The following is a 25,873-nucleotide window of genomic DNA, read 5'->3' on the forward strand; positions in this document are numbered from 1 at the left end:
TTTTGCAATCGCAGCAAAATTTCGCAAAGGATCAAAAGACAAGCGGCGCACTGTTGCCAGTGCGCCGCCGAAAGTTTTTAAAGTCTGAAATATTCAGACGCGCTCAAGGCACATGGCGACGCCCATGCCGCCCCCGATGCAAAGCGTGGCAAGGCCCTTTTTCGCGTCCCGGCGCTGCATTTCGAACAGCAGTGTGTTCAGGATGCGGCAGCCCGAAGCGCCAATCGGGTGACCGATGGCAATGGCACCGCCGTTCACGTTCACGATCGACGGGTCCCAGCCCATGTCCTTGTTCACCGCGCAGGCCTGAGCCGCAAACGCCTCGTTCGCTTCGACCAGATCGAGGTCCGCAGCTTTCCAGCCCGCCTTTTCCAGCGCCTTGCGGCTGGCATAGATAGGGCCGACGCCCATGATCGCCGGGTCCAGACCCGCAGTCGCGTAGGAAGCGATGCGCGCCAGCGGCTTCAGACCACGCTTCGCGGCTTCGTCCGCCGACATCAACAGCACCGCCGCCGCACCATCATTGATACCCGAGGCATTGGCCGCGGTAACCGAGCCGTCTTTCACGAAGGCCGGTTTCAGCTTCTGCATCGCATCCATGGTCGCGCCGTGACGGATATATTCATCGGCATCCACCACGATGTCGCCCTTGCGACCCTTGATCGTGAAGGGAATGATCTCGTCCTTGAAGCGGCCGGCTTTCTGCGCCGCTTCGGCCTTGTTCTGGCTGGCCAGAGCAAATTCGTCCTGCATGTCGCGGCTGATCTGCCATTGGTTCGCGACATTCTCTGCCGTCTGCCCCATGTGATAGCCATTGAAGGCATCCCACAGCCCGTCCTTGATCATCGAATCGATGAACTTCATGTCACCCATCTTGTGACCCGCCCGCAGATGCGCGACGTGGGGCGACAGCGACATGTTTTCCTGACCGCCTGCCACGACGATACTGGCATCGCCAAGCTGCACATGCTGTGCGCCCAGCGCGACCGCGCGCAGGCCGGACCCGCAAACCTGATTGAGGCTCCAGGCAGAGCTTTCCTGCGGCAGCCCAGCCAGGATATGCGCCTGGCGGGCCGGGTTCTGGCCCTGACCGGCGGTCAGCACCTGACCCAGAATGGTCTCGGAAACTTCGGATTTGTCGATCCCGGCGCGGGCCACCACGCCCTCAATCACCGAAGCGCCCAGCTCATGCGCCGGCGTATTGGCAAAAGACCCGTTGAAGCTGCCGACGGCAGTCCGCCCGGCAGAAACGATAACGACATTCGTCATGGCTGTAGTCCTCTCCCTTGGCCGATGCGGCGGAGGGGCTCCTCTGCCGCCTTGCAGCATGGGGTAAGCAAGTTTCGGGCGCTGAGCAAGAAGATTGCGCGGCGACGTGCCAATTTTGGCGATTCGTCGCAGATGTCAGGCAAGCTTGCGATCCTCGGGCAAGAAAGCGGGCTTCAGCGTCGGCGCCCCGAAAAGGTAGCCCTGCATACAGTCAATGCCCAGAGTTTGCAGAAACTGCGCCTCTTCCACGGTTTCCACCGCCTCGGCCACGGTAAACATCTCGAACTGACGTGCGATGGAGATCAGCGCCCGGGTCAGCGCCTGATTGTCGCGGTCTGTATGGATGTTGCGGATGAACTGGCCATCAATCTTCAGGATGTCAAAGAAGAACTCCTTGAAGTAGCGGAAGGCGGTATAGCCCGCCCCGAAATCGTCGAGCGCGAAGGCAATGCCCTCACGTTGCAGATCATCCATGAAGGCCGTCACGGTTTCCGGCACCGCAATGGCCGAGCTTTCGGTGATTTCGAGGATCAGCCTTTCCCCGATGGTCGGGGATTGCCGCAACCCGCGTTTGAGAATGCGCATCCAGCGGGGATAGCCGATGGAACGGGCCGACATGTTGACTGACAGACGGATATCCGTATGGCGCGCCAGCGTCCGCAGCCCCAGATCCAGCGCGGCACAATCAATTTGTCGCCCGAGTTCCTGCGTTTCGACGGCGCCCATGAACTCCCGTGCCGGGATCACCCGCCCGGCAGGGTCCAGCAGGCGGATCAGCCCTTCGTGGAAGGCGATTTTCCGGGTATCCGCCGCGATCACGACGGGCTGGAAAGCCAGCCGCACCCGGCCATCGCGCAGCGCCTCCTCCACCATGGTCATGGTCTGCCGGTCCAGTTCGGATATCGCAAAGCTGAGCGGATCGGACAATGGCCCTTTCGGTTTGGCACCGCCTGGCTGCCGGAACTCCATCACCACCCCCATGCTTGCTTCCGCTCGACAGATTGCGTGGCCAAAGGTAAAGACCGGATGAAAGTTCACATTTAGTTCTAATTTTGCGGAGTTTGTCATGGAAGGCAGATGCACCTGGTGCGGCACCGAGCCGCTTTATGTCGCGTATCACGATACCGAATGGGGGGTGCCCGAACACGACAGCCGCGCCCTGTTCGAAAAGCTGATCCTCGACGGGTTTCAGGCCGGGCTGAGCTGGATCACCATTCTGCGCAAGCGCGAGACCTTTCGCGCCGCCTTTGAAGGTTTCCGCCCGGAGGTCATCGCAGGCTGGGGTGAGCCCGAGGTGCTGCGCCTTCTGGCCGATCCGGGCATCGTGCGCCATCGCGGCAAGATCGAGGGCACCATTGCAGGCGCCCGCGCCTGGCTGCGCATCGAGGAACGCGAGGGGTTTTCGCCCTTCCTGTGGCGCTTCGTCGGCGGCAACCCCATCGTGAACCGCTTCTCCAGCATGGCCGAAGTGCCGACCGAGACGCCCGAATCGCGGGCCATGTCGAAAGCGCTGAAGGCCGAAGGGTTCAAGTTCTGCGGCCCGACCATCGTCTACGCCTTCATGCAGGCAACCGGCATGGTGAACGACCACATGGTCACCTGCCCCTGTCATGGCCGGCTTGCCGCCGGAATACCGCCGCGCTAGACTTTGTGCAGGGTCCGCAGTTCACCCAGGCGTCACCAGCCGAAAGGCCAGCTAAACCTGCCGTCCCGCCAGCCATGGTTTCCCCATGCCCGGCCGCCAAGGGTGACCCGCGCCGTTCCGGGCCAGACATGAGGGTGCCATGACACGCCTTTCCCTGCCCTATCGGGCAGAAGACATCTCTGTGCTCGCGCGCCGTCTTGGCGCGGAGCTCGCCGGACATGAGGGCCAGCCAGGCCATCTGACCTTGCTGAACATGCTGGCGCGCGGTGCAGGCTTTCGGAACTTTCAGCATTTCCGGGCCCAGGACGCCGCCCGGCTCCGGCTCGATCCGCCGCTCCTGCCCGAGGTCGACCTGCGTGCGGTCGAAAAGGTCCGGCGGTATTTCGATGCGGAGGCGCGGCTGAAAAGCTGGCCCGCCAAGACCTCGGCCCAGCATCTGGCGCTGTGGGGGCTCTGGGCACAGGTGCCAAAGGGTCAAAGCTGGACGGAGCGCGCGTTTTCATCCCTGCTGGACCGGCTGCACCTGTTCGGAGATGCCGCCATCCTGCGCCGCACCATGGCGCAGAGCGGCCTGATTGCCAGGCAGCCCGACGGAACCGGTTATCGGCGGATCGAACAGGCTCCCCCGGCCGAAGCAGTGGCACTGATCCGGTCGCTTCGGCTCAGCGCATCAGCGCGGTAAGGACGGCCCGCGCCTCGGCGCTGTTCCAGTCGGCATCGCCGATCAGGCGGCCAACCTCCTCGCCCTCGGGGTTGAGGATCAGCGTCACCGGAAGACCCGCGATCCCGACATTGCGGGCCAGCGCCGATTTCGGATCACGCAGCGCGGTCAGATGGGTGACACCCGCCTCTTCGAAGAACTCTTCGATGGCCGGAACGGCATTGCGGCCGGTGGCGACAGTCACGACCTCGAACTCCGGCCCGCCCATCACCTGTTGCAAGGCTCCGAGCGAAGGCATCTCGTGGCGGCAAGGCGGGCACCATGTGGCCCAGAAGTTCACCACCGTCCACTTGCCGCGAAACTCAGACAATGCGCGGGGGCTGTCGTCCAGCCCGACCAGCCCGATTTCGGGCAGTTCCTGAGCCTCGGCGAAGTTCAGCTTCTTCATGTCACCGTCGCGCAGCGCATCGGCGGCGGCAATATCGGCAGCAGCCGGGTTTGCACCGAACAGCAAGGCCGTATAAAGGACGGCGGCACGGACAGGCAGCATTTTCCCTCCACAAAGGCAGGCCCAGAATGAGCGCAGACGACAAGACCCAGACTTCCGCAAACGCCCCGGATACGGCGAATGCCATGTGGGGCGGTCGCTTCAGCAGCGGGCCGGATGCCATCATGCAGGCGATCAACGCCTCCATCGGCTTCGACCAGCGGCTTTACGCCCAGGATATTGCCGGTTCGCGCGCCCATGCCGCGATGCTGGCGGCGCAGGGCATCCTTACCGATAAAGACGCCGGGGCGATCCGGGAAGGGCTGCTCACGGTCTTGTCAGAGATCGAGGCCGGAAACTTCACCTTCAGGGTCGAACATGAAGACATTCATATGTCGGTCGAGGCCCGCCTGACCGAGATCGTGGGCGAGGCCGGCAAGCGGCTGCACACGGCACGGTCGCGCAATGATCAGGTCGCCGTCGACTTCCGGCTTTGGGTCCGCGACCAGTGCGATGCGGCGATTGCCGGAGTGACTGCGCTGATGAAAGCCTTCCTGTCGCAGGCCGAAGCAGGCGCCGACTGGATCATGCCGGGCTTCACCCATCTGCAAACCGCCCAGCCCGTGACCTGGGGCCATCACATGCTGGCCTATGTGGAAATGCTGGCGCGGGACCGTTCGCGGTTCGAGGACGCGCGGCGCCGGATGAACGAATGCCCGCTGGGCGCCGCGGCGCTGGCCGGAACCTCCTTCCCCATCGACCGCCATGCCACGGCGGCGGCTCTGGGTTTTGACCGGCCGACAGCCAACAGTCTCGATTCGGTCAGCGACCGCGATTTCGCGCTGGAATTCCTGTCGGCCTCGGCGATCTGCGCCATGCACCTGAGCCGCTTTGCTGAAGAGCTGGTGATCTGGTCCTCGGCCCAGTTCCGCTTTGTCAAACTGTCGGACAAATGGACAACCGGCTCGTCCATCATGCCGCAGAAGAAGAACCCCGACGCGGCCGAACTGCTGCGCGCGAAACTCGGGCGTATCCTCGGCGCGACGGTGGCGCTGTTCACCGTGATGAAGGGCCTGCCATTGACCTATTCCAAGGACATGCAGGAGGACAAGGAACAGGTGTTTGACGCCGCAGACACGCTGATGCTGGGTCTGGCCGCGATGACCGGCATGGTCAGCGACATGCAGGCGATGACCGAAAACCTGCGTGCCGCCGCCGCCTCGGGCTTCTCCACCGCGACCGATCTGGCCGACTGGCTGGTGCGCGAACTGGGCCTGCCCTTCCGCGAAGCGCATCATGTGACCGGCACGCTGGTTGCGCTGGCCGAGAAGAAGGGCTGTGACCTGCCCGAGCTGACCATGACCGAAATGCAATCCGTTCACGAAGGTATAAACCAAAGTGTATATTCGGTGCTGGGGGTCGAGAATTCCGTGATCTCCCGGCAGTCATATGGCGGAACATCGCCGGTTCAGGTGCGCGAACAGATCGCGCGCTGGCAGGGGCTGTTGCGCTGACGCTCGCCGCCTGATTGCCTGCGGCGCATGTGCCGCGACAGGCGGCGGAGAGTCTTGGAGACGAAAATGACGAATGCAGGCAAAGGGTTGATCGGGCTGGCGCTGGCCGCGCTTCTGGCAGGCTGCGGGGCCGACGGCCCGCCGAAGGCGCCCGAGGCCCAGACCGGGGTTACGCTGTCCGGCGACGCCCGTGCCGGACTGACCCATGTGAGCCCGTGATGCGAACAGCCGCCGTTCTCGGGCTGATCCTGCTGGCCGCCTGCGCCGCCCCGGTGCCGGAGCCGCAGACCAACCTGAACGTTCATGCCACGCCCACCGGCGTGGCGGTGACACCCTCTGTCAGCACGCGGGTCGGAACGGCTCGGGTCGGCGTCACGCCTCATGGCGCGCGGATCGGAACCCGGATCGGCGGCATCGGAATCGGGATCGGCCTCTGATGTCAGCGTTGCGCCTTCTGTATCTGGCGCTGGCACTGGCCGGGGCGGTGGCTCCCCTGTCACAATTACTGGCGGGCGGGCTGCCCGCCGCCCTCGCCCGCTTCACACCCGGCCCGTCGGACATGCTGATCACCGCCATCGCGCTTGCCCTCTGGGCCATCGCGGAAACCTGGGTGCGGCGCAACTGGCTGGCGCTGATCGCCCTGCCGGTGACCTTTCTGCTTGGCCCCGGCTGCGGTCTGCCGCTCTACCTGTTTCTGCGCACCGCGCCGGTGCGGTAACCCTTTGCGCCGCGATTGCGAAGATGCTGTGTTCTGCTATAGGCGGGGCGACTGCTTGAGGAGGCGCGCATGGATCACTTCATCTACCGCAATGGCAGCCTGCACGCCGAGGATGTGCCGCTGACCGAAATCGCCGCTGCGGTGGGTACGCCGTTCTATTGCTATTCCGCTGCGACGCTGACCCGGCATTACCAACTGTTCAAACAGGCGCTGGACCCGCTGCCGAACATGGTCTGCTTCGCCATCAAGTCGCTGTCCAACGTGGCGGTGCTGAAGCTGCTGGGCGATCTGGGCGCGGGGATGGACGTGGTCTCCATCGGGGAATATCTGCGCGCCAAGGCCGCCGGGGTGTCGGGGGATCGCATCGTGTTCTCGGGCGTCGGCAAGACGCGCGAGGAAATGCGGATCGCGCTGGAAGGCGGCATCCGCCAGTTCAACCTGGAAAGCGAACCCGAGATGCGGGCGCTGTCCGAAGTCGCCGCCTCGATGGGCCTGCGCGCACCCGTCACCGTCCGGGTAAACCCGGATGTGGATGCCCGGACCCACGAAAAGATCGCCACCGGGAAAAGCGAGAACAAGTTCGGCATCCCGATCGCGCGCGCGCGCGAAGTCTATGCCGAAATCGCACGGCTGCCTGGGCTGGAGATCGTGGGTATCGACGTGCATATCGGCAGCCAGCTGACCGATCTGGAGCCGTTCGGCCAGGCCTTTGACAAGGTGGCCGACCTGACCGCCGCGCTGCGGGCCGATGGTCATACGATCCGCCGCCTTGATCTGGGCGGGGGTCTGGGTATTCCCTATACCCGGTCGAACGAGGCGCCGCCGCTGCCACTGGATTACGGCGCACTGATCAAGCAGAAACTGGGACATCTGGATTGTGAGATCGAGATCGAGCCCGGGCGGCTGATTTCCGGAAATTCCGGCATTCTGGTGTCGAAGGTGATCTATGTGAAACATGGCGAGGGCCGTGATTTCCTGATCGTCGACGCCGCAATGAACGATCTGGTGCGCCCGGCGATGTATGGTGCGCATCACGACATCGTCGCGGTGGCAGAACCCGCCCCCGCCACGCCGACCCAGCCTTTCGACATCGTGGGCCCGATCTGCGAAACCGGCGATACGTTCGCCAAGGCACGCGATCTTCCGCTGATGGCAGAGGGAGATCTGGTGGCCTTCCGCTCGGCCGGGGCCTATGGAGCGGTCATGGCCAACGAATACAACTCGCGCCCTCTTGTGCCCGAGGTTCTGGTGCGCGACGATCACTTCGCCGTCATCCGGGAACGCCCGAGCTATGACGAGATGCTGAGCCGCGATAAGCTGCCGTCATGGCTGTGACTTCGCGGCCCCAACTGTGACGGAGGCAATGCAGGCGAAATCCGCGCCCGAGCTGTTTCACCGTATCCGTTGGCCGCTTCGGCTGACGTGGGCGGGGCTGTGGGCCGAACGCCTGTCACGCGCCTTCTGGCCGCTGTGGACCGTGCTTCTGCTGGTCCTGTCCGTGCTGGCCTTCGGGCTTCAGGATATCCTGCCACTTGAAGCGGCCTGGACCGGGCTGGTCGCCGCCTGTGTCGGTGCGTGCTGGGCCCTGTGGCGCGGGTTACGCCGCTTTCACGCCCCCCGGCGGACCGAAGCTTTGGCGCGACTGGATGCTTCGCTGCCCGGCCAGCCGATTTCGGCGCTGACCGACGAACAGGCGGTGGGTGGCTCTGATCCGGCCTCGGTCGCGGTCTGGCAGACCCATCGCGCCCGCATGACAGCCCGCGCCGCCACCGCCCGCCCGGTGCGGCCCGATCTGCGTCTGGCGGAGCGCGACCCGTTCGGGCTCCGCTACATGGCGCTGACCGCCATGGTGATGGCGCTGCTGTTCGGATCGATCTGGCGGGTCGCCAGCGTGTCCGGCCTCGCCCCCGGCGCCGCCGAGGCCATGATGGCCGGCCCCTCGTGGGAAGGCTGGGCCCAGCCGCCGCTTTATACCGGCAAGCCGGCGCTTTACCTCAATGACGTACCCGCCGGCCCGCTGGAGCTACCGCAGGGCAGCAAGGTCCAGATCCGGCTTTACGGCGATGTCGGCGCGCTGACGCTGAACGAAACCATCTCGGGCAGCACCCGGCCCGGTGCCGCCTCGGACCCGGCGCAGAGCTTTGAGGTGATGCAAAGCGGCGCCCTTTCGATCAGCGGACGCGGCGGACGCGAATGGCAGGTGGCCGTCAGCCCGGACAAGGCACCGGGCGTTTCAGTGACGGGGCCGGTAACCCGCGAACGCGATGGCAAGATGAAGCTGCCCTTCTCCGCGGAGGACGATTATGGCATTACCTCGGGCAGCGTCAGCATCACGCTGGACCTGCCGCAGGTTGACCGGCGGTATGGCCTTGCGACCGAGCCGGAACCGCGCCCTGCTCTTACGCTTGACCTGCCGCTGCCGATCAGCGGCAACCGCGCCAGCTTCGAGGATGCGCTGGTCGAGGATATCTCGGAACATCCCTTCGCCAACCTGCCCGTGCAGGTGCAGCTTGAAGTGACGGACGGACGCGGACAGACCGGCCAGACTGAGCCCCTGAGTCTCGTGCTGCCCGGCAAGCGCTTTTTCGATCCGCTGGCCGCCGCAATCGTCGAGATGCGGCGTGATCTGCTTTGGAACCGCAGCAATGCCCCGCGCGCCGCGCAGATTTTCCGAGCGATCACCTATCATCCCGACGGGTTGATCCGCGACGAAAAAACTTTCGACCGGCTGAAAACGGCGATGGCAAAGCTGGATACCAATGCCGCAACGCTGACCCCGGAACTGCGCGATGAACTGGCGAAAGAGTTCTGGGAGATTGCGCTGCTGGTCGAGGAAGGCGATCTGGCCTCAGCCCGCGCCCGGCTGGAACGCGCACAGGACCGGCTGAACGAGGCGATCCGCAACGGCGCCGATCCGGCCGAAATTCAGGAACTGATGGAAGAGCTGCGCGCCGCAACGCAGGATTATGTGCGCATGCTCGCCGAACGCGCCCAGCGCAACCCGGATGGGCAGCAGGCCGAAAATCAGGAACGCATGCAGATCACCGGCAACCAGATTCAGGAAATGATGGATGAAATCCAGCGCCTGATCGAGGAAGGAAAGATGGCCGAAGCCGCGCAGGCCATGGCCATGTTGCAGCAATTGCTGGAGAATTTGCAGATCACCGAAGGTGGCGCGGGCGATGATGGCTTTTCGGTACCCGGCATGGGGGCGCTTCAGGAAACGCTGCGCGACCAACAGGATCTGTCAGACGAATCCTTCCGCCAGTTGCAGCAGGGCGATCAGGGTCAGGGCGAAAAGGAAGAGGGCGAAGGCGGCAGTCTGGCCGAGCGTCAGCGCGCTTTGCGCGAACGGCTGGAAGGGCTGGGCAATCGCCAGCTTCCCGGCGAGGGCAGCGAGAAGGGTCAACAGGGACGGCAGGCGCTGGATGGGGCCGAGCAATCCATGGACGAGGCGGAACGCGCGCTGCGCGACGGCGATCTGTCCGGCGCACTGGACCGGCAGGCCGAGGCGATGGACCGGCTGCGTCAGGGGATGCGGGCGCTTGACGAAGCCGCGCGCGAAGCCCGGCGTGCCGATCAGGGCGAGCAGCAGCCTGGCGGTAACGATGATCCCGGCCGCTCCCGCGATCCGCTGGGCCGTGAGCAGGGCGACAGTCGCGCCATCGGTTCGGACAGCAACATGGCGCAGGGGCAGGATGTTTACCGCCGCGCGCAGGATCTGCTGGACGAGATCCGGCGCCGGGCGGGCGAGCAACAGCGCGCCGACAACGAACTTGGTTATCTGAAGCGGCTGCTTGATCTGTTCTGAAGCCGGGCGTCAGCCCTGCAAGGCGGCAATTGCCCGCTGCATCAGCCCGTCAAGCCAAAGTCGTGCCGCATCGACGCCTTCGACATAGCCCGCCAGAGGTTTCGCAAGCGCCGGGATTTGCTGGGCAATCCGGGGCGCCATCACATAGGCCAGCGCAAGGGCGACCGCGACCAGCAGCATCAGCGCAAAGCCGCTGCGGAACGAACTGCCCTGCGGCTGCGTCGCCGACGAGACCTCTGCCTCGTTGACACCGCGCTCGCTTGAAGGGCGGAGCGTGGAATTGATTTCCTCGATATCGGGCAGCAAATCCCGGCCCTTGGCGATACGCGCCGCGGCGGCTTCGCCCTCGGCATCCTCCTGCGGGTCGGTCTCGATTCCTTTCAGCCGGGCCACGCGCTGCGCAGCGGCAGGCACAACAGCCCCCACGGAATCCAGCCCGAGATCACCCTGCACTTCCAGCCCGCGTGGCTCTTCCCTCGCCCGAGCCTGCGCCTCACGCTCCGCCTCTTCGCGCAGGACGGCCATCAGGCTGTCGTCCAGACTGCTGCGGCGGGGTGGTGCTGCGACGGGCGGGACTGGGGGTTCTGGAACAGGCTCGACAATCGGCGGCGGTGGCACAGGCGCCGGTTCCGGCTCCACCAGCGGCGGCGTCCCGGTTTCTAGCACGGGATCGGGCAGCGTCAGCGCGGCTTCCAGCGCATCGGCCTCTTCGCGGGCTTCAAGAACCGAAGGGTGCTCCTGATACCAGGCGTGGCCACAATTCGAACATTGCACATCGCGGCCCTCGGTCGGAATGGCATCATCCGCGACCTCGTACTGCGCATCGCAATTGGGGCAAATCAGCCGCATCCTGTCCCGCTCCCGCCCGCCGTTTCCGGCTTGTTACTGGCCCAGTTGTAGCAACGATATGTTGCTTGTCCAACCCCAAGTCGGACAGGATTCTCCGCAAGTCGTCGCGCATGTGGTTGAATCCGCCGCGCCACTGGGCGAATGTGCGCGCCATGCGACAATGGGGCATCCGGTGATTTCCTTCGAGAACGTGGCCTACAGTTACGGCGGGGGCGAACTGCTCTCGGACATGACGCTCCGGCTGGCACCGGGGTCTTTTCATTTTCTGACAGGCCCTTCGGGCGCTGGCAAATCGACCTTCCTGAAGCTTTGCTATGCCGAGCTTTTGCCCACGGCAGGCCATGTCACGCTGTTTGACCGCGAAGTCCGCAGCCTTGGTCGCGATGACGTGGCGCAGATGCGGCGACGCATCGGGGTGGTGCACCAGGATTGCCAGTTTCTTGACCATCTGCCGCTGGCCGCCAATGTGACGCTGCCGCTGACCGTTTCGCAACGCGAGATCGACAACCGCGATCTGGGCGATCTTCTGGCCTGGGTCGGACTGAAACATCTGGCCGATGCCTTGCCCCCCTCGCTGTCCGGAGGCGAGCGACAGCGGGCGGTTCTGGCCCGCGCCATCATCATGGACCCGGAAGTCATCCTCGCGGACGAGCCGACCGGCAACCTCGACTGGGAAATGTCGCTGCGGCTGCTGACCCTGCTGGTCGAACTGAACCGGATGGGCAAGACCATCGTTGTCGCCACCCATGACATGAACCTGATCCGGCAGGCCAAGGCCCAGATCGCGGCACGCGTGCTGCGGATCAGCAATCGCCGGCTGCAACTGGCCGGGGCGGATCTGTGATGCGCGCCCTTCTGCCCCAGCTTCTGCGTCGTGACCGGCAATCCGACCGGGTTGTGCCACGGTCAGGCCATACCGCATGGCTGACCTCGTTCACCGCAGGCGCCATGACGTTCCTCGCGGTCTTCGCACTGGCCCTGTCGATGGCCGCCGGCCGGATGGCAGACCGCTGGTCCGATGCGCTGGCCCGAACTGCGACGGTGCGGATCTCTGCCCCGGCCGATCAGATCGAGATGCAGACCCGCGCCGTTCTTGACGTGCTGGCCACCACACCCGGCGTCGAAAGCGCCCGCGCGCTGAGCGACGAGGAACAGCGCAAGCTGCTGGAGCCGTGGTTCGGGCCCGACCTGCCGGTCGACAGCCTGCCCCTGCCCCGTCTGGTCGAACTCACCGAGGATTCCACGGGTTACGATGCCGACGGGCTGCGACAGCGGCTGCTGGCAGAGGCACCGGGTGCCGTACTGGATGACCACACGCGCTGGCGCCGCCCGCTGGCGGTAGCGGCGGGGCGGTTGCGGCTGCTGGGTCTGGTGTCGATCCTGCTGATCGGCGGCACCATGGCCGGGATGATCACGCTGGCCGCCCATGCGGCACTGGCCGCCAATGCACAGGTGATCCGCGTGCTGCGGCTGGTCGGTGCGCGTGACAGCTATATCGCGCGGGCTTTCGTGCGGCGGTTCACCCTGCGGGCACTGGCCGGTTCCGCCGCCGGCGCCCTGCTGGGCATGATCGGTGTGGCGATCCTGCCCTCTGCCGACACGGCGGGCGGCTTTCTGACCGGCCTCGGCTTTAGCGGCTGGGGCTGGCTTCTGCCTGCTGTCCTGCCCCTGCTCGCCGCCGCAGTGGCCTTTGCCGCCACAAGGTTTGCCGCCTTCTCGCGCCTCAAGGAGCTGACCTGAATGCGCCGCATCTTGCCCCTGCAATGGCTGTTGTCGCTGATCTTCAGCATCCAGATGTATCTGGCGATGTTTGTCATCGGCGTCGTGCTGCTGATCCCCGCCCTGATAGATCGCCGCTATGCCCATACCGCCTGCCGCAGCTTCTGCGCCTGGGTGCGGTTCAGCCTGCGGCTGCTGACGGGGCTGAAGACCGAAGTGCGCGGCACCCCGCCGCAGGGCGAAGTGCTGATCGCCGCGAAACACCAGAGCTTTCTGGATATCATTCTGATCTTCGGCGCGGTGCCGCGTGGCAAGTTCATCATGAAGCGCGAACTGGTCTGGGCGCCTGTACTGGGCTGGTATGCGCTGCGCATCGGTTGCGTGCCGGTCAACCGTGGCAAGCGGGGCGCGGCGATCATGAAGATGATGGCCGATGTGAAATCGGGCGCCAGCCTGCCGGGGCAGTTGATCATCTATCCCCAGGGCACGCGTGTCGCACCCGGGGTGAAAGCCCCTTACAAGGTCGGGTCTGCCCTGCTTTATAGTCAGCTTGGTCAGGATTGCGTGCCGGTCGGCACCAATGTCGGCCTTTTCTGGCCCAGGCGCGGCGTGCTGCGCAAGCCCGGCACCGCCGTGGTGGAGTTTTTGCCCGCCATCGGCCCCGGTCTTGGCAATGGCGAGTTCATGGCCCGGCTGGAACGCGAGATCGAGGCCTCCTCTGACGCGCTGATGATCGAAGCCGGGTTTTCCGCATGAGCTGGGTTGAGGATCTGGACGCGCTGCATGCGCTCTACGGCACTCCGGGCGAAGCTGCGCGGATCAAGGTCACCCCCATACTGACCCCGGCCTATCGCGCTCATATCGAGCGGTCCCGGTTCTGCGTGCTGACCACCGTAGGGCCGGAAGGCACCGATGGCAGTCCGCGCGGAGACTGCGGGCCGGTGGTGCGCATCGCGGATGCACGCACCCTGCTGATGCCTGACTGGAAGGGCAACGAACGCATCGATTCCCTGCGCAACATCGTGCGTGATGGCCGGGTAAGCCTGATGTTCCTCGTCGCCGGCAGCTCCACGGCGATGCGGGTGAACGGCTCCGCCCGTCTCAGTGCGGCGCCCGAGCTGTGTCAAAGCTTCGCCCGCGATGGCAAGGCCCCGCGCACGGTCATCGTGATCGAGATTGCGGAGGTCTATTCCCAATGTGCGCGTGCATTGATCCGTGCCGAACTCTGGACCTCCGGCGACCAGTCGGCGGGCCTGCCCACTATCGGAGATATGCTGCGTGAAATTACCGAAGGCCGGTTTGACGGGGCCAGCTATGATGCCGAATGGCCGGGCCGGGCGGCGAAAACCATGTGGTAACTCAGGCAGCCAGCACGGCTGCCTCGCGCGCCGACAACACGGGCCGCGCACTGTCAATGATGTTCCGCTGCTGCCGAAGCTGCGGGAACAGCCGCAGAATTTCTTCCCGCGCGGCCTCTTCCACTCCGCCCAGTGACAGGCCGGTGGGCAGAAAGCTTTCGGCCAGACATCCTTCAACCTCGACGATTTCGTGCCTGTCAAACAGGAAGTGCACATAGGTCACCGCCTGATCGGGTCGTGCAAGCCGGATACCCTTGCCGTCGATCAGAGCTTTCGCAGGCACCAGCACCTCGCTTTCTCCGAAATAAAGCTGGCTGCGCCAGTCGCGCAGGCACATGCGATGCTGCTGCGAAACGCGAAGCCGGTGCGCGGGCTGACCCTCGCCCAGCGTACCCGGCTCGAATATCACCGGGCGCAGAGCGGGGGTGGCGCGTTGCTGTGCCTGGCTGATCCGGCGCTGCCCCGACCAGCGGACGGTCTGCAAGCCATGATCCGCGGTCCAGATCCGCATGCCGGGTTCGACCGCCTCGACCGGAACCATGCCGGTTTCGGCACGGATACGCGCGCCAGCGACGAAGCACACCAGCAGCGACACGTTGTCCAGCACCGAGCCGAGGCTGTCATCCGCCCCCGAAGCGGCTTCGGTGAAGCGCACGATGTAATTTCCGGCGCTCGGGAAGGTGACGGTGTAACTCTGGTTGACCCAGGTGGTCGAGGTCGGCGAGATCGTGTGCGACAGGATCACGCTGCCCGTGGTCGCATTGATGATCTGCACATTATAGGCACCGGAGGACGGATTGCCGGTCAGCGCCGATCGCAGGGCGGTATCAAAGCTGAAGGTGCCGGTCTGGCCGTCACGCGCAACAGTGACGGTCTGTTGCAGGACGGTGCGATAGCCGCTGCGGCCATCCATTTCGGTAACCGTTCCGGCTGACGGGTTGGAGCCGCCCGATACCCCATAGGAGGTATATGGGTTCAGCTCGATATCGGTGCCGGTCCAACTGGTGCTGCCAGCCGAAAAGCTCCCGTTCTGGATAAGCTGGTTGGGCGCCATGAACCATTACCTTCCGTCCGATACACATGGACGGAAAGGCTGGATCATGGCCATGGCCGCAGTCGGTCGCAAATGCGGCCATCCTGCGGCAGCCACGCGGATGTGATCAGGCCGCGAGGCCCTTCGAACCCATTTTGAGGAACTTTTGCCGCCGGTCGCGTACCAGAACCTCGCGCGACTTGCCCGAAAGCTCTTTCAGCATCATCTCGACCGCCTTGCCAACGGCATCAATCGCCTCTTTCTTGCCGCGCTGCGCGCCGCCCAGAGGTTCCTTGATGATGCGGTCGATAACGCCCAGCTTTTGCAGATCCTGCGCGGTCAGGCGCAGCGCCTCGGCCGCCTCGCGCATCTTCTCGGCATCCTTCCAGAGGATCGAGGCACAGCCTTCGGGCGAGATCACCGAATAGACTGCATGTTCCAGCATGGCGATCCGGTCGGCCGTAGCAAAGGCCACCGCCCCGCCGGAGCCGCCTTCGCCAATGATGACCGACACCAGCGGCACACCGATTTGCAGGCATTTCTCGGTCGAGCGCGCGATGGCCTCTGACTGGCCACGCTCTTCCGCGCCCTTGCCCGGATAGGCACCGGGCGTGTCGACCAGCGTGATGACGGGCAGGTTGAAACGGTCGGCCATATCCATCAGCCGCACCGCCTTGCGATAGCCCTCGGGACGGGCCATGCCGAAATTGTGCTCGATCCGCGATTTGGTGTCGTTGCCCTTTTCGTGGCCGATCACCACCACCGGCATGTCATTGAACCGCGCGAGGCCGCCCATGATGGCGTGATCGTCGGCAAAGTTCCGGTCCCCGGCCAGCGGTGTGTATTCGGTAAACAGCGCGTCGATGTAATCGCTGCAATGCGGGCGGTCCGGGTGGCGGGCAACAAGGCATTTCCGCCAGGGAGTCAGATCCTTGTAGAGGTCTTTCAGAAGCTGCTCGGCCTTGCGATCCAGCGCGGCGGCCTCTTTCTCGACATCCATCTTCTCGTTCTGCCGGGCGAGGGCGCGCAGCTCTTCGGCTTTGCCTTCGATCTCCGCAAGGGGCTTCTCGAATTCGAGATAGGTCATTGCTCTCTCCGCATTGCGATTGCGGCTTATATGCAGGCGGTTGCGAGGAATTGCAACGTGACTGAGCTGCGACAGGCCGAAACTCCGCTTGCGGAAGCATTGAAAGCGGGGGCCGGGCGGGCAAGGCGCCACTAGGCCAAAGGCTGAAAACAGCAAGACCCCGCGATCAGATCGCGGGGTCTGCTCCTCCCGTGATGCCGCCGGGGGCCTCCTCTCCCCGCTGGCGGCGCGGGTATCGCTACGGCGAGCGATGAATTGTTAAGCTTTCGTGAAATCAGACTGCGACCAAAGGCAGCAGTTTGTCAACGATTCATCACGATGCCGCGATGATATCGGCCTGGCGCACGATCACTTCGGCCTGGCGCATTGATGCGATGTCGACCAGACGCCCCTTGTAGACGGCGGCGCCCTGCCCTGCCGCCTTGGCCTCTTCCATCGCGGCAAGGATTTCCCGCGCCTCCGTCACAGCCTGTTCCGATGGGGTAAACACCTCGTTGGCCAGCGCGACCTGCTTGGGATGGATCGCCCATTTGCCGACCATGCCCAGCGTGGCGGACCGGCGGGCCTGCGCCCGAAAGCCCTCGTCATCGCTGAAATCGCCGAAGGGGCCGTCGACCGGAAGGATACCATGGGTGCGGCAGGCGGCGACGATGGCCGTCTGTGCCCAGTGCCACGGGTCCGACCAGTATTTCGCGCCGTCGCGATACATATAGTAGTTTTCCTGCGTACCGCCGATGCCGGTGGTCTGCATCCCCATCGAGGCCGCGAAATCGGCGGCACCGAGGCTCATGGCCTGAAGGCGCGGCGAAGAGGCGGCGATTTCCTCGACATGGGCTATGCCGGCGGCGGTTTCGATGATGACCTCAAGGCTGATCGGCTTGGTGCGGCCCATGTTCCGTTCAATGGCCGTCACCAGCGCATCCACCGCATAGACATCGGCGGCGCAGCCCACCTTGGGGATCATGATCTGGTCGATCCGCTCGCCCGCGCCTTCCAGCACCTCGACGACGTCGCGATACCAGAACGGTGTATCCAGCCCGTTGATGCGCACCGACAGGTATTTCTTGCCCCAGTCGATCGTGTTGATCGCCTCGAGGATGTTCTTGCGGGCCTGCGGCTTGTCCGCGGGTGCGACCGAGTCCTCCAGATCAAGGTTGATCACATCCGCCGCCGATGCCGCCATCTTCTCGAACAGCGCGGGACGCGAGCCGGGGCCGAACAGCTGGCAGCGGTTCGGGCGGGCGGGGGCAGCGGGCTGGATGCGGAAGCTCATCGACGTCTCTCTGCAAGTAAATTTCAGGGATGATTGCGGAATGGTTAGATTGTTGCGCGATCCTTGGCAAGCAGGATTTGCGAATGCAGCATTGCGTATGCGGCATAGCGGCGAGGATGAATGCTTGACCTGCCCTGCCATCTGCCGCACACCGCTGGGGGTTCCGGGCAAGATTCAAAGGAAATTCAAGATGAGCCGCACCGTCTATGTGAACGGGGACTACCTGCCGGAAGAAGAGGCGAAGGTCTCGGTCTTCGACCGTGGCTTCCTGATGGCCGATGGCGTCTATGAGGTGACCAGCGTGCTGGGTGGCAAGCTGATCGACTTCGACGGTCATTGCAAACGCCTGGCCCGCAGCCTGACCGAGCTGGAGATGACCAACCCGCATTCCGATGCCGAATGGCTGGCCATCCACCGCGAACTGGTGGCGCGGAACGGCATCGACGAGGGCATGGTCTATCTGCAGGTGACCCGCGGCAATCCGGGCGACCGCGATTTCGCCTATCCGCCCGCCGATACCGCCCCGACCGTCGTTCTGTTCACGCAGGCCAAGCCCGGTCTGGCCGACAGCCCGGCGGCAAAGACCGGCTGGCGCGTGATCTCGGTGCCCGACATCCGCTGGCACCGCCGCGATATCAAAACGGTGCAGCTCCTCTATCCCTCGATGGCCAAGATGGCCGCCAAGAAGGCGGGCGTGGATGACGCCTGGCTGGTCGAGGACGGGTTCGTGACCGAAGGCACCTCGAACAACGCCTATATCGTGAAGGGCAACAAGATCATCACCCGGGCCCTGTCTTCCGACATCCTGCACGGCATCACCCGTGCTGCCGTGCTGCGTTTCGCCAAGGAAGCGCAGATGGAAGTCGAGGAGCGCAACTTCACCATCGACGAAGCACAGAAAGCGGATGAGGCGTTCATCACCTCGGCCTCGGCCTTCGTGATGCCTGTCGTGGAAATTGACGGCGCGGCGGTAGGCACCGGAGCGGTTGGCCGCGTGGCCACCCGGATGCGCGAAATCTATCTGGACGAGATGCGCAAGGCCGCCGTCTGACCCCCGCGCGGCGCGGCCTCAGCCCCGCGCCGCATCCAGCAGGTCGCCGTTGGCGGCCTGCTCTTCTTCCTCGGTCCCGGCGTGATCATCGTCTGAACCGGAGTGATGGCCCGCAAAGCTCATCCCCACAAGGGCGAGCGGCAGTGTCAGCAACATTCCAAGCAGTTCCATGGCAAGTCTCCGGTTCAGAACGCCACTGTGCCGCCCTGCCCCGGTTTCGTCAAATTTTTGACGTATTTAGCTGTCGGACGGGAAACACCGCCGGATCAGGCGTCGGATTGTCGCCGCCTAAAGCCCCGACAGGACCGCAGACAGAATCGGCGCCAGACGCGCGGCCCAGTATTCCTGTGCCTCCGCCGTCCCGATCAGATCGTTGCGCAGTTCGATCAGCGTGTTATGCCGCCCCGGCTGCAAGGCATGACGGTCAACCGAGTCACCGGGCAGATGGCCGGAATAAGGTTCATTGTCGCCGATGCACAGATCCGGTTCCGCCTTCAGACGGTCGATCAGCGGGCGCGACAGCCGGTCATCCAGGTGGCTGTAAAGCACACCCACCTGCCAGGGCCGGGGCGCCCTGCCCCGCAGACAAGGCGTGAAACTGTGGATCGCCAGCAACACCGTATCGTCGCGCCGCGCGGCCAAAGCCTCCAGCGCGTCGTGATAGGGGCGGTACAGTGTGTCGAGCCGCCGCTCCACCTCTGCCGCACCGACAGGGCGATTGGCGGGAATGATGGTGCCGTCATAAAGCTTCATCACCAGCGTCGGGTCATCTTCACCCCGGTTCGGGTCGATCACCAGGCGCGAGAAATCGGAACAGATCACGGGGCTGTCCAGCGCCAGGCCCAAAGCCCGTGCCAGACCGGCGGCGCCCACGTCATAGGCGATATGGCGGGCCATATCCTCGGGCGCGATCCCCAGATCGCCGCAGCAGATATCCTGTGGCACCCGATTGGTCGCATGGTCGCAGGTAATCAGCCAGCGGCCGGGCCGCGTGGCGCCTTCAATCGAATAGGGCTGCACTGTCATTCTCGCGTCATCCTGTAGCGTCATTTGCATTAGGGGATTGGCCCGCGAAAGGGAATGGCGAAGCGGATTTGCCGCCTTTTCCCTTGCTGCACGCCAATGTTAACGCTAACATGTGCAGCATTGCCCGAAGACCGGAATTCGGCCATAAGGGACGCGGCCCGACGCAAACGACCGCCGCCGAGACGCGCGCGAAGAACCGAGGACTTGCTGGAATGAGACGCATGCGCAATGTCAAGATCGTGGCCACCCTGGGCCCGGCCTCGTCGGATTATGAAATGATCCGCAAGCTGTTCGAGGCGGGTGCCGATGTCTTCCGCCTGAATATGAGCCATGGCGCGCATGAAGATATCCGTGCCCGGCATCAGATCATCCGCCAGATCGAGGCCGATACCGGCCGCCCCATCGCCATTCTCGCCGACCTTCAGGGGCCTAAACTGCGGGTGGGCACCTTTGCCAATGATTCCGAGGAGCTGGAGGAAGGCGCAAGCTTCCGTCTGGACCTGAGCGATGCGCCGGGCGATGCGACGCGCGTGCAGCTCCCTCACCCCGAGATTTTCGCGGCGCTGGAAGCCGGAGCCTCGCTTCTGATCAACGACGGCAAGATCCGCCTCAAGGTCGAGGCTTGCGGCAAGGATTTCGCCGATTGCACCGTGACCGTGGGCGGCACGATTTCCAACCGCAAGGGCGTGAACGTGCCCGACGTGGTGCTGCCGCTGGCCGCGCTGTCGCAGAAAGACCGCAAGGATCTGGAATTCGTCTGCGAACTGGGCGTGGACTGGCTTGCGCTCAGCTTCGTGCAGCGCCCCGAGGATGTGATCGAGGCGCGTGCATTGGCCAATGGCCGAGCCGCCATTCTGGCCAAGATCGAAAAACCCGCCGCTGTGCAGGTCTATGACAGCATTCTGGCGGTGGCCGATGGCATCATGGTCGCGCGTGGCGATCTGGGCGTGGAACTGCCGGTCCATGCCGTGCCGCCGATCCAGAAACGCCTGATCCGCAAGGCCCGCGCCGCCGCCAAGCCCGTGATCGTGGCGACGCAGATGCTCGAATCCATGATCGAAAGCCCGGTGCCGACGCGGGCCGAGGTCTCGGACGTGGCAACCGCGATCTATGAAGGCGCCGACGCCATCATGCTGTCCGCCGAAAGCGCCGCCGGAAGCTATCCGATCGAGGCGGTGACCACGATGAACAACGTGGCCATCAGCGTGGAAAGCGACAGCACCTACCGCGACGTGATCGAGGCCAGCCGCAAGGTGGTGCGCACATCGGTTGCCGACGGGATCGTTGCCGCCGCGCGCGAGATTGCCGAATCCGCCGACATCAAGGCGATCTGCTGCTTCAGCCAGTCGGGCACGACGGTCAGCCTCGTGGCGCGGGAACGCCCGCGCGTGCCGATCATCGGTCTGACCCCGCTGGTGGACACCGCACGCAGGCTGTGCCTGACCTGGGGCACGCATTGCGTGATCACCGAGGAACAGGACCGTTTCAAGGGCGCCGTCATCTCGGCGGTTCGCGCAGCGCGCGAGCAGGGCTTCGCGACCGAGAAGGAACATATCGTCGTCACGGCGGGTGTGCCCTTCAACGTGCCGGGCACGACCAACATCCTGCGCGTCGCCCCCTGTGATGAACGGTTGATTCACCGCGCCGAGGCCGAGTAATCTGCCCCGGTAACCCGGAGGTGGCCGCGTGAATCCCGATCTGTTGCTTGTCATTGGCATCGTGCTTGCGGTTCTGGCCGTTCCGGCGATGGTTTCCGCCTTCAGCGATGGCCGCGCCCCGCGCGCGGCCTCCATCACCGTGCTGATCGCAGGTGTTCTGATTGTCTTTGCCTTCACCAAGAAGCCCGGCGGCTACGAGGTGCGCGACATTCCGAACGCCTTCTACCGTGTCATCGGCCAGTTCCGGCACTGACCCACTTGCACTTTTCCCGACAGGGCCCTATACGGCCCGCTCTATCCCCGCGCGGCCGGCCGGTGTGGCATTGCCGAGTCGCGCGTTCACCCTCAACGAGGAGATGGAAATGCCCAAGATGAAGACCAAATCGGCGGCCAAGAAGCGCTTCAGCTTCACCGCCTCGGGCCGTGTCAAGGCTGGTGTGGCAGGCAAGCGCCACGGCATGATCAAGCGCTCGACGAAGTTCATCCGCGATGCATCCGGGACCATGATCCTGTGCGACGCAGATGAGAAGATCGTCAAAAAATACATGCCGTATAACCGCTAAGGAGCGCCAGATATGTCCCGCGTCAAATCCGGCAAGGTCACCCACGCCCGCCACCGCAAGGTCATCAAGGCCGCGAAGGGCTACTACGCCGCCCGCTCGACCAACTTCCGCACCGCGACCCAGGCCGTCGACAAGGCCAACCAGTATGCGACCCGCGACCGCAAGGCCCGCAAGCGCAACTTCCGCGCCCTGTGGATTCAGCGCATCAACGCCGCCGTGCGTCTGTATGACATCGAGATGACCTATTCGCGCTTCATCAACGGTCTGGCGAAAGCCGGGATCGAGGTGGACCGCAAGGTTCTGGCCGATCTGGCCGTGCACGAGCCGGAGGCGTTCAACGCCATCGCCGCGCAAGCCAAGGCCGCGCTGGCCTGATCGGTTCAGCCCTGCTGAATGCAAGCCCCCGCCGGGTCCCGGCGGGGGCTTTTTCATGTCCGAAGGCCAAAAACACTCCATCACCTCTCGGCCAGATGGCGAAAACCCTTTGCCAGCCTCTGTCAAAGGGTGCATCCCGGTAACAGGGAGCATGGTTCCGCCGCGCTGGCCCCGTGGCGACAAAAGCGAAAGGACAGTTCGCATGACAGCAATCATCGGGTTTCTGAACACAATATTCTGGGGCTATGTCCTGATTTATGGCCTTCTGGCTGTTGGTGCCTTCTTCACTGTGCGACTCGGCTTTCTTCAGTTTCGCCATTTCGCCGAGATGTTCCGCTGCGTGATGGGCTCGGGCGCGACCGACAGAGACGGGATTTCGCCCTTCCAGGCGCTGACCGTGAGCCTCGCCTCGCGCGTGGGCACCGGCAATATCGCGGGTGTGGCGGTTGCACTGTATCTGGGCGGCCCCGGCGCGATCTTCTGGATGTGGATGGTGGCGCTGGTCGGTATGGCGACCGCTTACGCCGAAAGCACGCTGGCCCAGCTTTACAAGACCCATGGCGCCGAGGGCGGCATTTATCGCGGCGGCCCGGCCTTCTACATTTCGCGCGGGCTTGGGCTGCCGTGGCTGGGTGCCATCTTCTCGGTCTGTCTGATCATCTCGTTCGGGCTGGTGTTCAATGCCGTTCAGGCCAATTCCATCGCCGACGCCTTCGCAGGCGCATTTGGCCTGCCGAAGCTTGCCACCGGCCTGCTTGTCGCGGTGTTGACCGGCGTCGTGATCTTTGGTGGCGTGCGCCAGATCGCCCGTGTGGCCGAGATTGTGGTGCCGTTCATGGCTGGGGTCTATCTGCTGCTGGCCATCGTGGTTCTGGTCATGAACATCGGCGCTGTTCCCGGCGTGCTGGGCCAGATCTTCGCCAGTGCCTTCGGCTTTGGCGCGGCGGCGGGTGGCTTCGCAGGCGGAATTGCGGCTGCGGCGTTGAACGGTATCAAGCGCGGCCTGTTCTCGAACGAAGCTGGCATGGGGTCTGCCCCGAACATCGCGGCCACCGCCAGCCCGGCGCCGCACCACCCCTCCAGCCAAGGCTTCGTGCAGTCGCTGGGCGTGTTCATCGACACGCTGCTGGTCTGCACCGCAACCGCCGTGATGATCCTGCTGTCGGGCGTGCTGGATCCGACGAACGGTGTAACCGGCACAGCGCTGACCCAGGCCGCGCTGACCCATCACTTCGGCAGTTTCGGCGCGATCTTCGTGGCAGTGGCGATCTTTTTCTTCGCCTTCACCTCGATCATCGGCAATTACGCCTATTGCGAAAGTGCGATGGAGTTTCTCGGCCTGGGCCACAAGGGGGCCTTGACCGGCCTGCGCGGTCTGGTGCTGATCATGGTGATCTGGGGGGCGCTTCAGGCGGTTGCCACGGTGTTCGACTTCGCCGATGCCTCAATGGGGCTGATGGCGACGATCAACCTGATCGCCATTGTCGCCCTGTCGGGCGTGGTCGCCGCGCTGACCCGCGACTACCTTGCGCAGCGCAAGGCGGGGCAGGAGCCGCGTTTCCATATTGCCGAACATCCGGGCCTCGCACGCGGGGTCGAGCCGGAAATCTGGAGGTGACACCACATTGCAGGGGCGGGGCACGGCGCCTCGCCCTTGCAAATCCGCCCCTGCCCCGCTAGCACGATGCCGCAAGAAGCGGAGGCGGACATGGACCTGAGCGAACTTCGTGGCAAGTATATCGAGGCTGTCGCCGGTGCCGCCGACGAAACCGCGCTGGAAGAGGTGCGACTGGCTGCCCTTGGCAAGAAGGGCGAGATTTCGGCGCTGATGGCGACGCTGGGCAAAATGGACCCGGAAGAGCGCAAAAGCTCCGGCGCCGCACTGAACGTGCTGAAGACCGAAATCGACGCCGCGCTGCGCGCCCGCAAGTCGGCGCTGTCCGATGCGGCGCTGGATGAACGGCTGAAAGCCGAGTGGCTGGACGTCACCCTGCCCGGCCGGCCGCGCCGTACCGGCACCATCCACCCGGTCAGCCAGGTGATGGACGAACTGACTGCAATCTTCGCCGACATGGGATTCTCGGTCGCCGAAGGCCCGCAGGTCGAAAGCGACTGGTACAACTTCGACGCGCTGAACATTCCGCCGGAGCACCCTGCCCGGCAGGAGCATGATACCTTCTTCATGCACCGCGCCGAGGGCGACAACCGCCCGCCGCATGTGCTGCGCACCCATACTTCGCCGGTACAGATCCGCGCCATGATGGATCAGGGCGCCCCGATCCGCGTCATCGCGCCGGGCCGCGTCTACCGCATGGACATGGACCAGACCCACACCCCGATGTTCCATCAGGTTGAGGGGCTGGCGATCGACCGCGACATTTCGATGGCGAACCTCAAATGGGTGCTGGAGGAATTCTGCCGCGCCTTCTTCGAGGTCGACAAGGTCGAGCTGCGCTTCCGCGCCAGCCACTTCCCCTTCACCGAACCTTCCGCCGAAGTGGACATCCGCTATTCCAACGTCGGCGGTCAGCTGAAGATCGGCGAAGGCGACAAGTGGATGGAGATTCTGGGCTCTGGCATGGTGCATCCCAAGGTGCTGGCCGCCGCCGGGGTGAACCCGGACGAATGGCAGGGCTTCGCCTTCGGCATGGGGATCGACCGCATCGCGATGCTGAAATACGGCATCCCCGACCTGCGCGCCTTCTTCGAGGCCGATCTGCGCTGGCTGCGCCATTACGGCTTTGCCGCGCTGGATCTGCCGGACCTGCCCGGTGGCCTCAGCCGCTGAGCCAAGGGCGCCCACGGGCGCCCTTTTCATTTGCAGTCAGATGATCTGGAAGTGATCGGCATTGAGCCGGGTGCCATCCGTCACTTCGGCCACCAGCACCTTGGCCCGGCCGCCCACCCCGTCCGCATCATACCAGAGCCTGCCGCTCGCCCGGTGATAGATCAGGTGATCATCGGCATCGCGGGCGCGCAGACCGAAGGTCAGCATATCCTCCGGCAGGCTGCCGCCGATCATGCTGAATGCCCTGAAGACATCATTGTCGAGCAGGATCATGTCGCGCGAAGACTGGAAATCCTGGATCGTGTCAAAATGCGCGTCCCCCGGACGGGTATCGAAGACGAACTGATCCGATCCCGCACCGCCAATCAGCGTATCATGCCCCGCACCGCCGGACAGGGCATCATTGCCGCTGCCGCCTGACAGACGATCATTCCCGGCCTCCCCGACCAGATTGTCGCTGCCCGCCTGCCCCAGCAACGTGTCGCTGCCTGCGCCGCCATAAACGCGATCATCGCCGCCCCGCGCCTCAACCCGGTCGCGCCCCCCGCCAGCAAGAAGGGCGTCACTGCCTGCCCCGGCGATGATCGTGTCATTCCCGGCAAGAAGCTTGTTCACCGCTGCTGCCGAATCGTCGCGGATCAGATGATCTGCAAACTGCGCCGCCGGGATGCTGAGGCCGCTCAGCTTCAGCACGGTATCGCCATCGACCTTCCATGTAATCCCTTGCAGCCGCCCGCCGGTAACGGCGACCAGATTGGCACCGGAAAACTGATAAGCCAGCCCCCGCCCCGAAAAGGTCAGCGAATCCGAGCCGGAATCGTAGACGGTCAGCGCCGTGCTCTGGGCATTCACGAAATCATAGCCAAAAACCCGCTCAGAAAAAGACGAGCGGATTTCGAACATATCGAAATAGGGAACCGCCCGATTCGGAGTAAAAACGAGTCGCGCCATCACGCCCTCCTGAAATATCGGAGCGAATGGTCGCGCC

29 protein-coding genes are annotated in these 25,873 nt (G+C 64.3%); 19 read left to right on the forward strand and 10 right to left on the reverse strand.

The window, feature by feature from the left end; translation table 11 throughout:
- Positions 1–93 precede the first annotated feature (93 nt).
- The gene (locus AO684_RS00215; RefSeq protein ID WP_054300732.1) at positions 94–1,269 is read right to left on the reverse strand and encodes an acetyl-CoA C-acetyltransferase; all 1,176 of its coding nucleotides are present in this window, start codon (positions 1,267–1,269) and stop codon (positions 94–96) included.
- 135 nt (positions 1,270–1,404) lie between these two features.
- Positions 1,405–2,250 carry an EAL domain-containing protein gene (locus AO684_RS00220; protein ID WP_229825211.1) on the reverse strand — a complete coding sequence of 282 codons (846 nt, stop codon included), beginning with the start codon at positions 2,248–2,250 and terminating at the stop codon, positions 1,405–1,407.
- Between the two features lie 85 nt (positions 2,251–2,335).
- Here AO684_RS00220 and AO684_RS00225 point away from each other — a divergent pair, with 85 nt between their 5' ends.
- Together AO684_RS00225 and AO684_RS00230 are read left to right on the forward strand one after the other, a co-directional pair.
- Entirely contained in the window at positions 2,336–2,914 is a 579-nt protein-coding gene (locus AO684_RS00225) for a DNA-3-methyladenine glycosylase I (RefSeq protein ID WP_054300733.1), read from the forward strand.
- A 139-nt stretch (positions 2,915–3,053) separates the two neighbouring features.
- The gene (locus tag AO684_RS00230; protein ID WP_054300734.1) at positions 3,054–3,596 is read left to right on the forward strand and encodes a DUF2087 domain-containing protein; all 543 of its coding nucleotides are present in this window, start codon (positions 3,054–3,056) and stop codon (positions 3,594–3,596) included.
- Here the strand turns inward: AO684_RS00230 and AO684_RS00235 are convergent.
- Entirely contained in the window at positions 3,577–4,125 is a 549-nt protein-coding gene (locus tag AO684_RS00235; protein WP_054300735.1) for a TlpA disulfide reductase family protein, read from the reverse strand. The genes AO684_RS00230 and AO684_RS00235 overlap by 20 nt on opposite strands.
- Positions 4,126–4,151: 26 nt before the next feature.
- Between AO684_RS00235 and argH the strand changes: the two genes are divergently transcribed.
- The 6 genes from argH to AO684_RS00260 all read left to right on the forward strand — a co-directional run bounded on the left by argH (position 4,152) and on the right by AO684_RS00260 (position 10,105).
- Complete coding sequence (argH, locus tag AO684_RS00240) at positions 4,152–5,576, forward strand: argininosuccinate lyase (protein ID WP_054300736.1); 1,425 nt, start codon at positions 4,152–4,154, stop codon at positions 5,574–5,576.
- A 66-nt stretch (positions 5,577–5,642) separates the two neighbouring features.
- Positions 5,643–5,795 (forward strand): argininosuccinate lyase, encoded by a 153-nt coding sequence (locus AO684_RS21465; protein WP_108128149.1) that lies wholly within the window; start codon positions 5,643–5,645, stop codon positions 5,793–5,795.
- The gene (locus AO684_RS00245; protein ID WP_054300737.1) at positions 5,795–6,013 is read left to right on the forward strand and encodes a hypothetical protein; all 219 of its coding nucleotides are present in this window, start codon (positions 5,795–5,797) and stop codon (positions 6,011–6,013) included. The genes AO684_RS21465 and AO684_RS00245 overlap by 1 nt, the downstream gene beginning before the upstream one ends.
- Positions 6,013–6,294, forward strand: coding sequence for a DUF2834 domain-containing protein (locus AO684_RS00250; RefSeq protein WP_054300738.1), 282 nt, complete (start codon positions 6,013–6,015; stop codon positions 6,292–6,294). The genes AO684_RS00245 and AO684_RS00250 overlap by 1 nt, the downstream gene beginning before the upstream one ends.
- 69 nt (positions 6,295–6,363) lie before the next feature.
- Positions 6,364–7,629 (forward strand): diaminopimelate decarboxylase, encoded by a 1,266-nt coding sequence (gene lysA / locus AO684_RS00255; RefSeq protein WP_054300739.1) that lies wholly within the window; start codon positions 6,364–6,366, stop codon positions 7,627–7,629.
- Positions 7,630–7,657: 28 nt separating this feature from the next.
- Positions 7,658–10,105, forward strand: coding sequence for a DUF4175 domain-containing protein (locus AO684_RS00260; RefSeq protein WP_054300740.1), 2,448 nt, complete (start codon positions 7,658–7,660; stop codon positions 10,103–10,105).
- A gap of 9 nt (positions 10,106–10,114) precedes the next feature.
- Here AO684_RS00260 and AO684_RS00265 read toward each other — a convergent pair whose 3' ends face one another.
- The gene (locus AO684_RS00265) at positions 10,115–10,954 is read right to left on the reverse strand and encodes a zinc-ribbon domain-containing protein (RefSeq protein WP_054300741.1); all 840 of its coding nucleotides are present in this window, start codon (positions 10,952–10,954) and stop codon (positions 10,115–10,117) included.
- A 172-nt stretch (positions 10,955–11,126) separates the two neighbouring features.
- Here AO684_RS00265 and AO684_RS00270 point away from each other — a divergent pair, with 172 nt between their 5' ends.
- Genes AO684_RS00270 through AO684_RS00285 form a run of 4 tightly spaced genes read left to right on the forward strand, consistent with a single transcriptional unit; the run spans position 11,127 to position 14,031 of the window.
- Complete coding sequence (locus tag AO684_RS00270; RefSeq protein WP_054300873.1) at positions 11,127–11,798, forward strand: cell division ATP-binding protein FtsE; 672 nt, start codon at positions 11,127–11,129, stop codon at positions 11,796–11,798.
- Positions 11,798–12,694, forward strand: coding sequence for an ABC transporter permease (locus AO684_RS00275; protein ID WP_054300742.1), 897 nt, complete (start codon positions 11,798–11,800; stop codon positions 12,692–12,694). Before AO684_RS00270 ends, AO684_RS00275 begins: the two co-directional genes overlap by 1 nt.
- Entirely contained in the window at positions 12,695–13,429 is a 735-nt protein-coding gene (locus tag AO684_RS00280) for a 1-acyl-sn-glycerol-3-phosphate acyltransferase (RefSeq protein ID WP_054300743.1), read from the forward strand.
- The gene (locus tag AO684_RS00285; RefSeq protein ID WP_054300744.1) at positions 13,426–14,031 is read left to right on the forward strand and encodes a pyridoxamine 5'-phosphate oxidase family protein; all 606 of its coding nucleotides are present in this window, start codon (positions 13,426–13,428) and stop codon (positions 14,029–14,031) included. The genes AO684_RS00280 and AO684_RS00285 overlap by 4 nt, the downstream gene beginning before the upstream one ends.
- Before the next feature lies 1 nt (position 14,032).
- On the opposite strand, the gene AO684_RS00290 is transcribed toward AO684_RS00285, so the two are convergent.
- The 3 genes from AO684_RS00290 to AO684_RS00300 all read right to left on the reverse strand — a co-directional run bounded on the left by AO684_RS00290 (position 14,033) and on the right by AO684_RS00300 (position 17,424).
- On the reverse strand, positions 14,033–15,085 hold the full coding sequence (locus tag AO684_RS00290) for a Hint domain-containing protein (RefSeq protein WP_054300745.1): 1,053 nt from the start codon (positions 15,083–15,085) through the stop codon (positions 14,033–14,035).
- A 106-nt stretch (positions 15,086–15,191) separates the two neighbouring features.
- Positions 15,192–16,151, reverse strand: a complete 960-nt coding sequence (locus AO684_RS00295; protein WP_054300746.1) for an acetyl-CoA carboxylase carboxyltransferase subunit alpha — start codon at positions 16,149–16,151, stop codon at positions 15,192–15,194.
- 313 nt (positions 16,152–16,464) lie between these two features.
- Positions 16,465–17,424 (reverse strand): L-malyl-CoA/beta-methylmalyl-CoA lyase, encoded by a 960-nt coding sequence (locus AO684_RS00300; protein ID WP_054300747.1) that lies wholly within the window; start codon positions 17,422–17,424, stop codon positions 16,465–16,467.
- Between the two features lie 190 nt (positions 17,425–17,614).
- Between AO684_RS00300 and AO684_RS00305 the strand changes: the two genes are divergently transcribed.
- Complete coding sequence (locus tag AO684_RS00305; protein WP_054300874.1) at positions 17,615–18,475, forward strand: D-amino-acid transaminase; 861 nt, start codon at positions 17,615–17,617, stop codon at positions 18,473–18,475.
- A gap of 18 nt (positions 18,476–18,493) precedes the next feature.
- On the opposite strand, the gene AO684_RS21695 is transcribed toward AO684_RS00305, so the two are convergent.
- Together AO684_RS21695 and AO684_RS00310 are read right to left on the reverse strand one after the other, a co-directional pair.
- A complete protein-coding gene (locus AO684_RS21695; protein WP_158640449.1) occupies positions 18,494–18,646 on the reverse strand; it encodes a hypothetical protein in 153 nt (50 codons plus the stop codon).
- 117 nt (positions 18,647–18,763) lie between these two features.
- Positions 18,764–19,501: an N-formylglutamate amidohydrolase gene (locus AO684_RS00310; protein WP_054300748.1), complete on the reverse strand. Its 738-nt coding sequence runs from the start codon at positions 19,499–19,501 to the stop codon at positions 18,764–18,766.
- A 212-nt stretch (positions 19,502–19,713) separates the two neighbouring features.
- Here AO684_RS00310 and pyk point away from each other — a divergent pair, with 212 nt between their 5' ends.
- The 6 genes from pyk (at position 19,714) to pheS (ending at position 24,885) form a co-directional block, all read left to right on the forward strand.
- Positions 19,714–21,159, forward strand: a complete 1,446-nt coding sequence (pyk, locus tag AO684_RS00315) for a pyruvate kinase (protein WP_054300749.1) — start codon at positions 19,714–19,716, stop codon at positions 21,157–21,159.
- A 28-nt stretch (positions 21,160–21,187) separates the two neighbouring features.
- On the forward strand, positions 21,188–21,412 hold the full coding sequence (locus tag AO684_RS00320) for a hypothetical protein (RefSeq protein WP_054300750.1): 225 nt from the start codon (positions 21,188–21,190) through the stop codon (positions 21,410–21,412).
- Between the two features lie 109 nt (positions 21,413–21,521).
- A complete protein-coding gene (gene rpmI, locus AO684_RS00325) occupies positions 21,522–21,722 on the forward strand; it encodes a 50S ribosomal protein L35 (protein WP_054300875.1) in 201 nt (66 codons plus the stop codon).
- A 12-nt stretch (positions 21,723–21,734) separates the two neighbouring features.
- Complete coding sequence (gene rplT / locus AO684_RS00330) at positions 21,735–22,097, forward strand: 50S ribosomal protein L20 (RefSeq protein ID WP_054300751.1); 363 nt, start codon at positions 21,735–21,737, stop codon at positions 22,095–22,097.
- Between the two features lie 202 nt (positions 22,098–22,299).
- Positions 22,300–23,715, forward strand: a complete 1,416-nt coding sequence (locus AO684_RS00335; protein WP_054300752.1) for a sodium:alanine symporter family protein — start codon at positions 22,300–22,302, stop codon at positions 23,713–23,715.
- Positions 23,716–23,805: 90 nt separating this feature from the next.
- Complete coding sequence (pheS, locus tag AO684_RS00340) at positions 23,806–24,885, forward strand: phenylalanine--tRNA ligase subunit alpha (protein WP_108128138.1); 1,080 nt, start codon at positions 23,806–23,808, stop codon at positions 24,883–24,885.
- Between the two features lie 36 nt (positions 24,886–24,921).
- Here the strand turns inward: pheS and AO684_RS22525 are convergent, their stop codons facing one another.
- Positions 24,922–25,836 (reverse strand): calcium-binding protein, encoded by a 915-nt coding sequence (locus AO684_RS22525; RefSeq protein WP_054300753.1) that lies wholly within the window; start codon positions 25,834–25,836, stop codon positions 24,922–24,924.
- Between the last annotated feature and the right edge of the window lie 37 nt (positions 25,837–25,873).

This window comes from Gemmobacter sp. LW-1 (genome assembly GCF_001303875.1).
Classification (GTDB): Bacteria; Pseudomonadota; Alphaproteobacteria; order Rhodobacterales; family Rhodobacteraceae; genus Gemmobacter; species Gemmobacter caeni.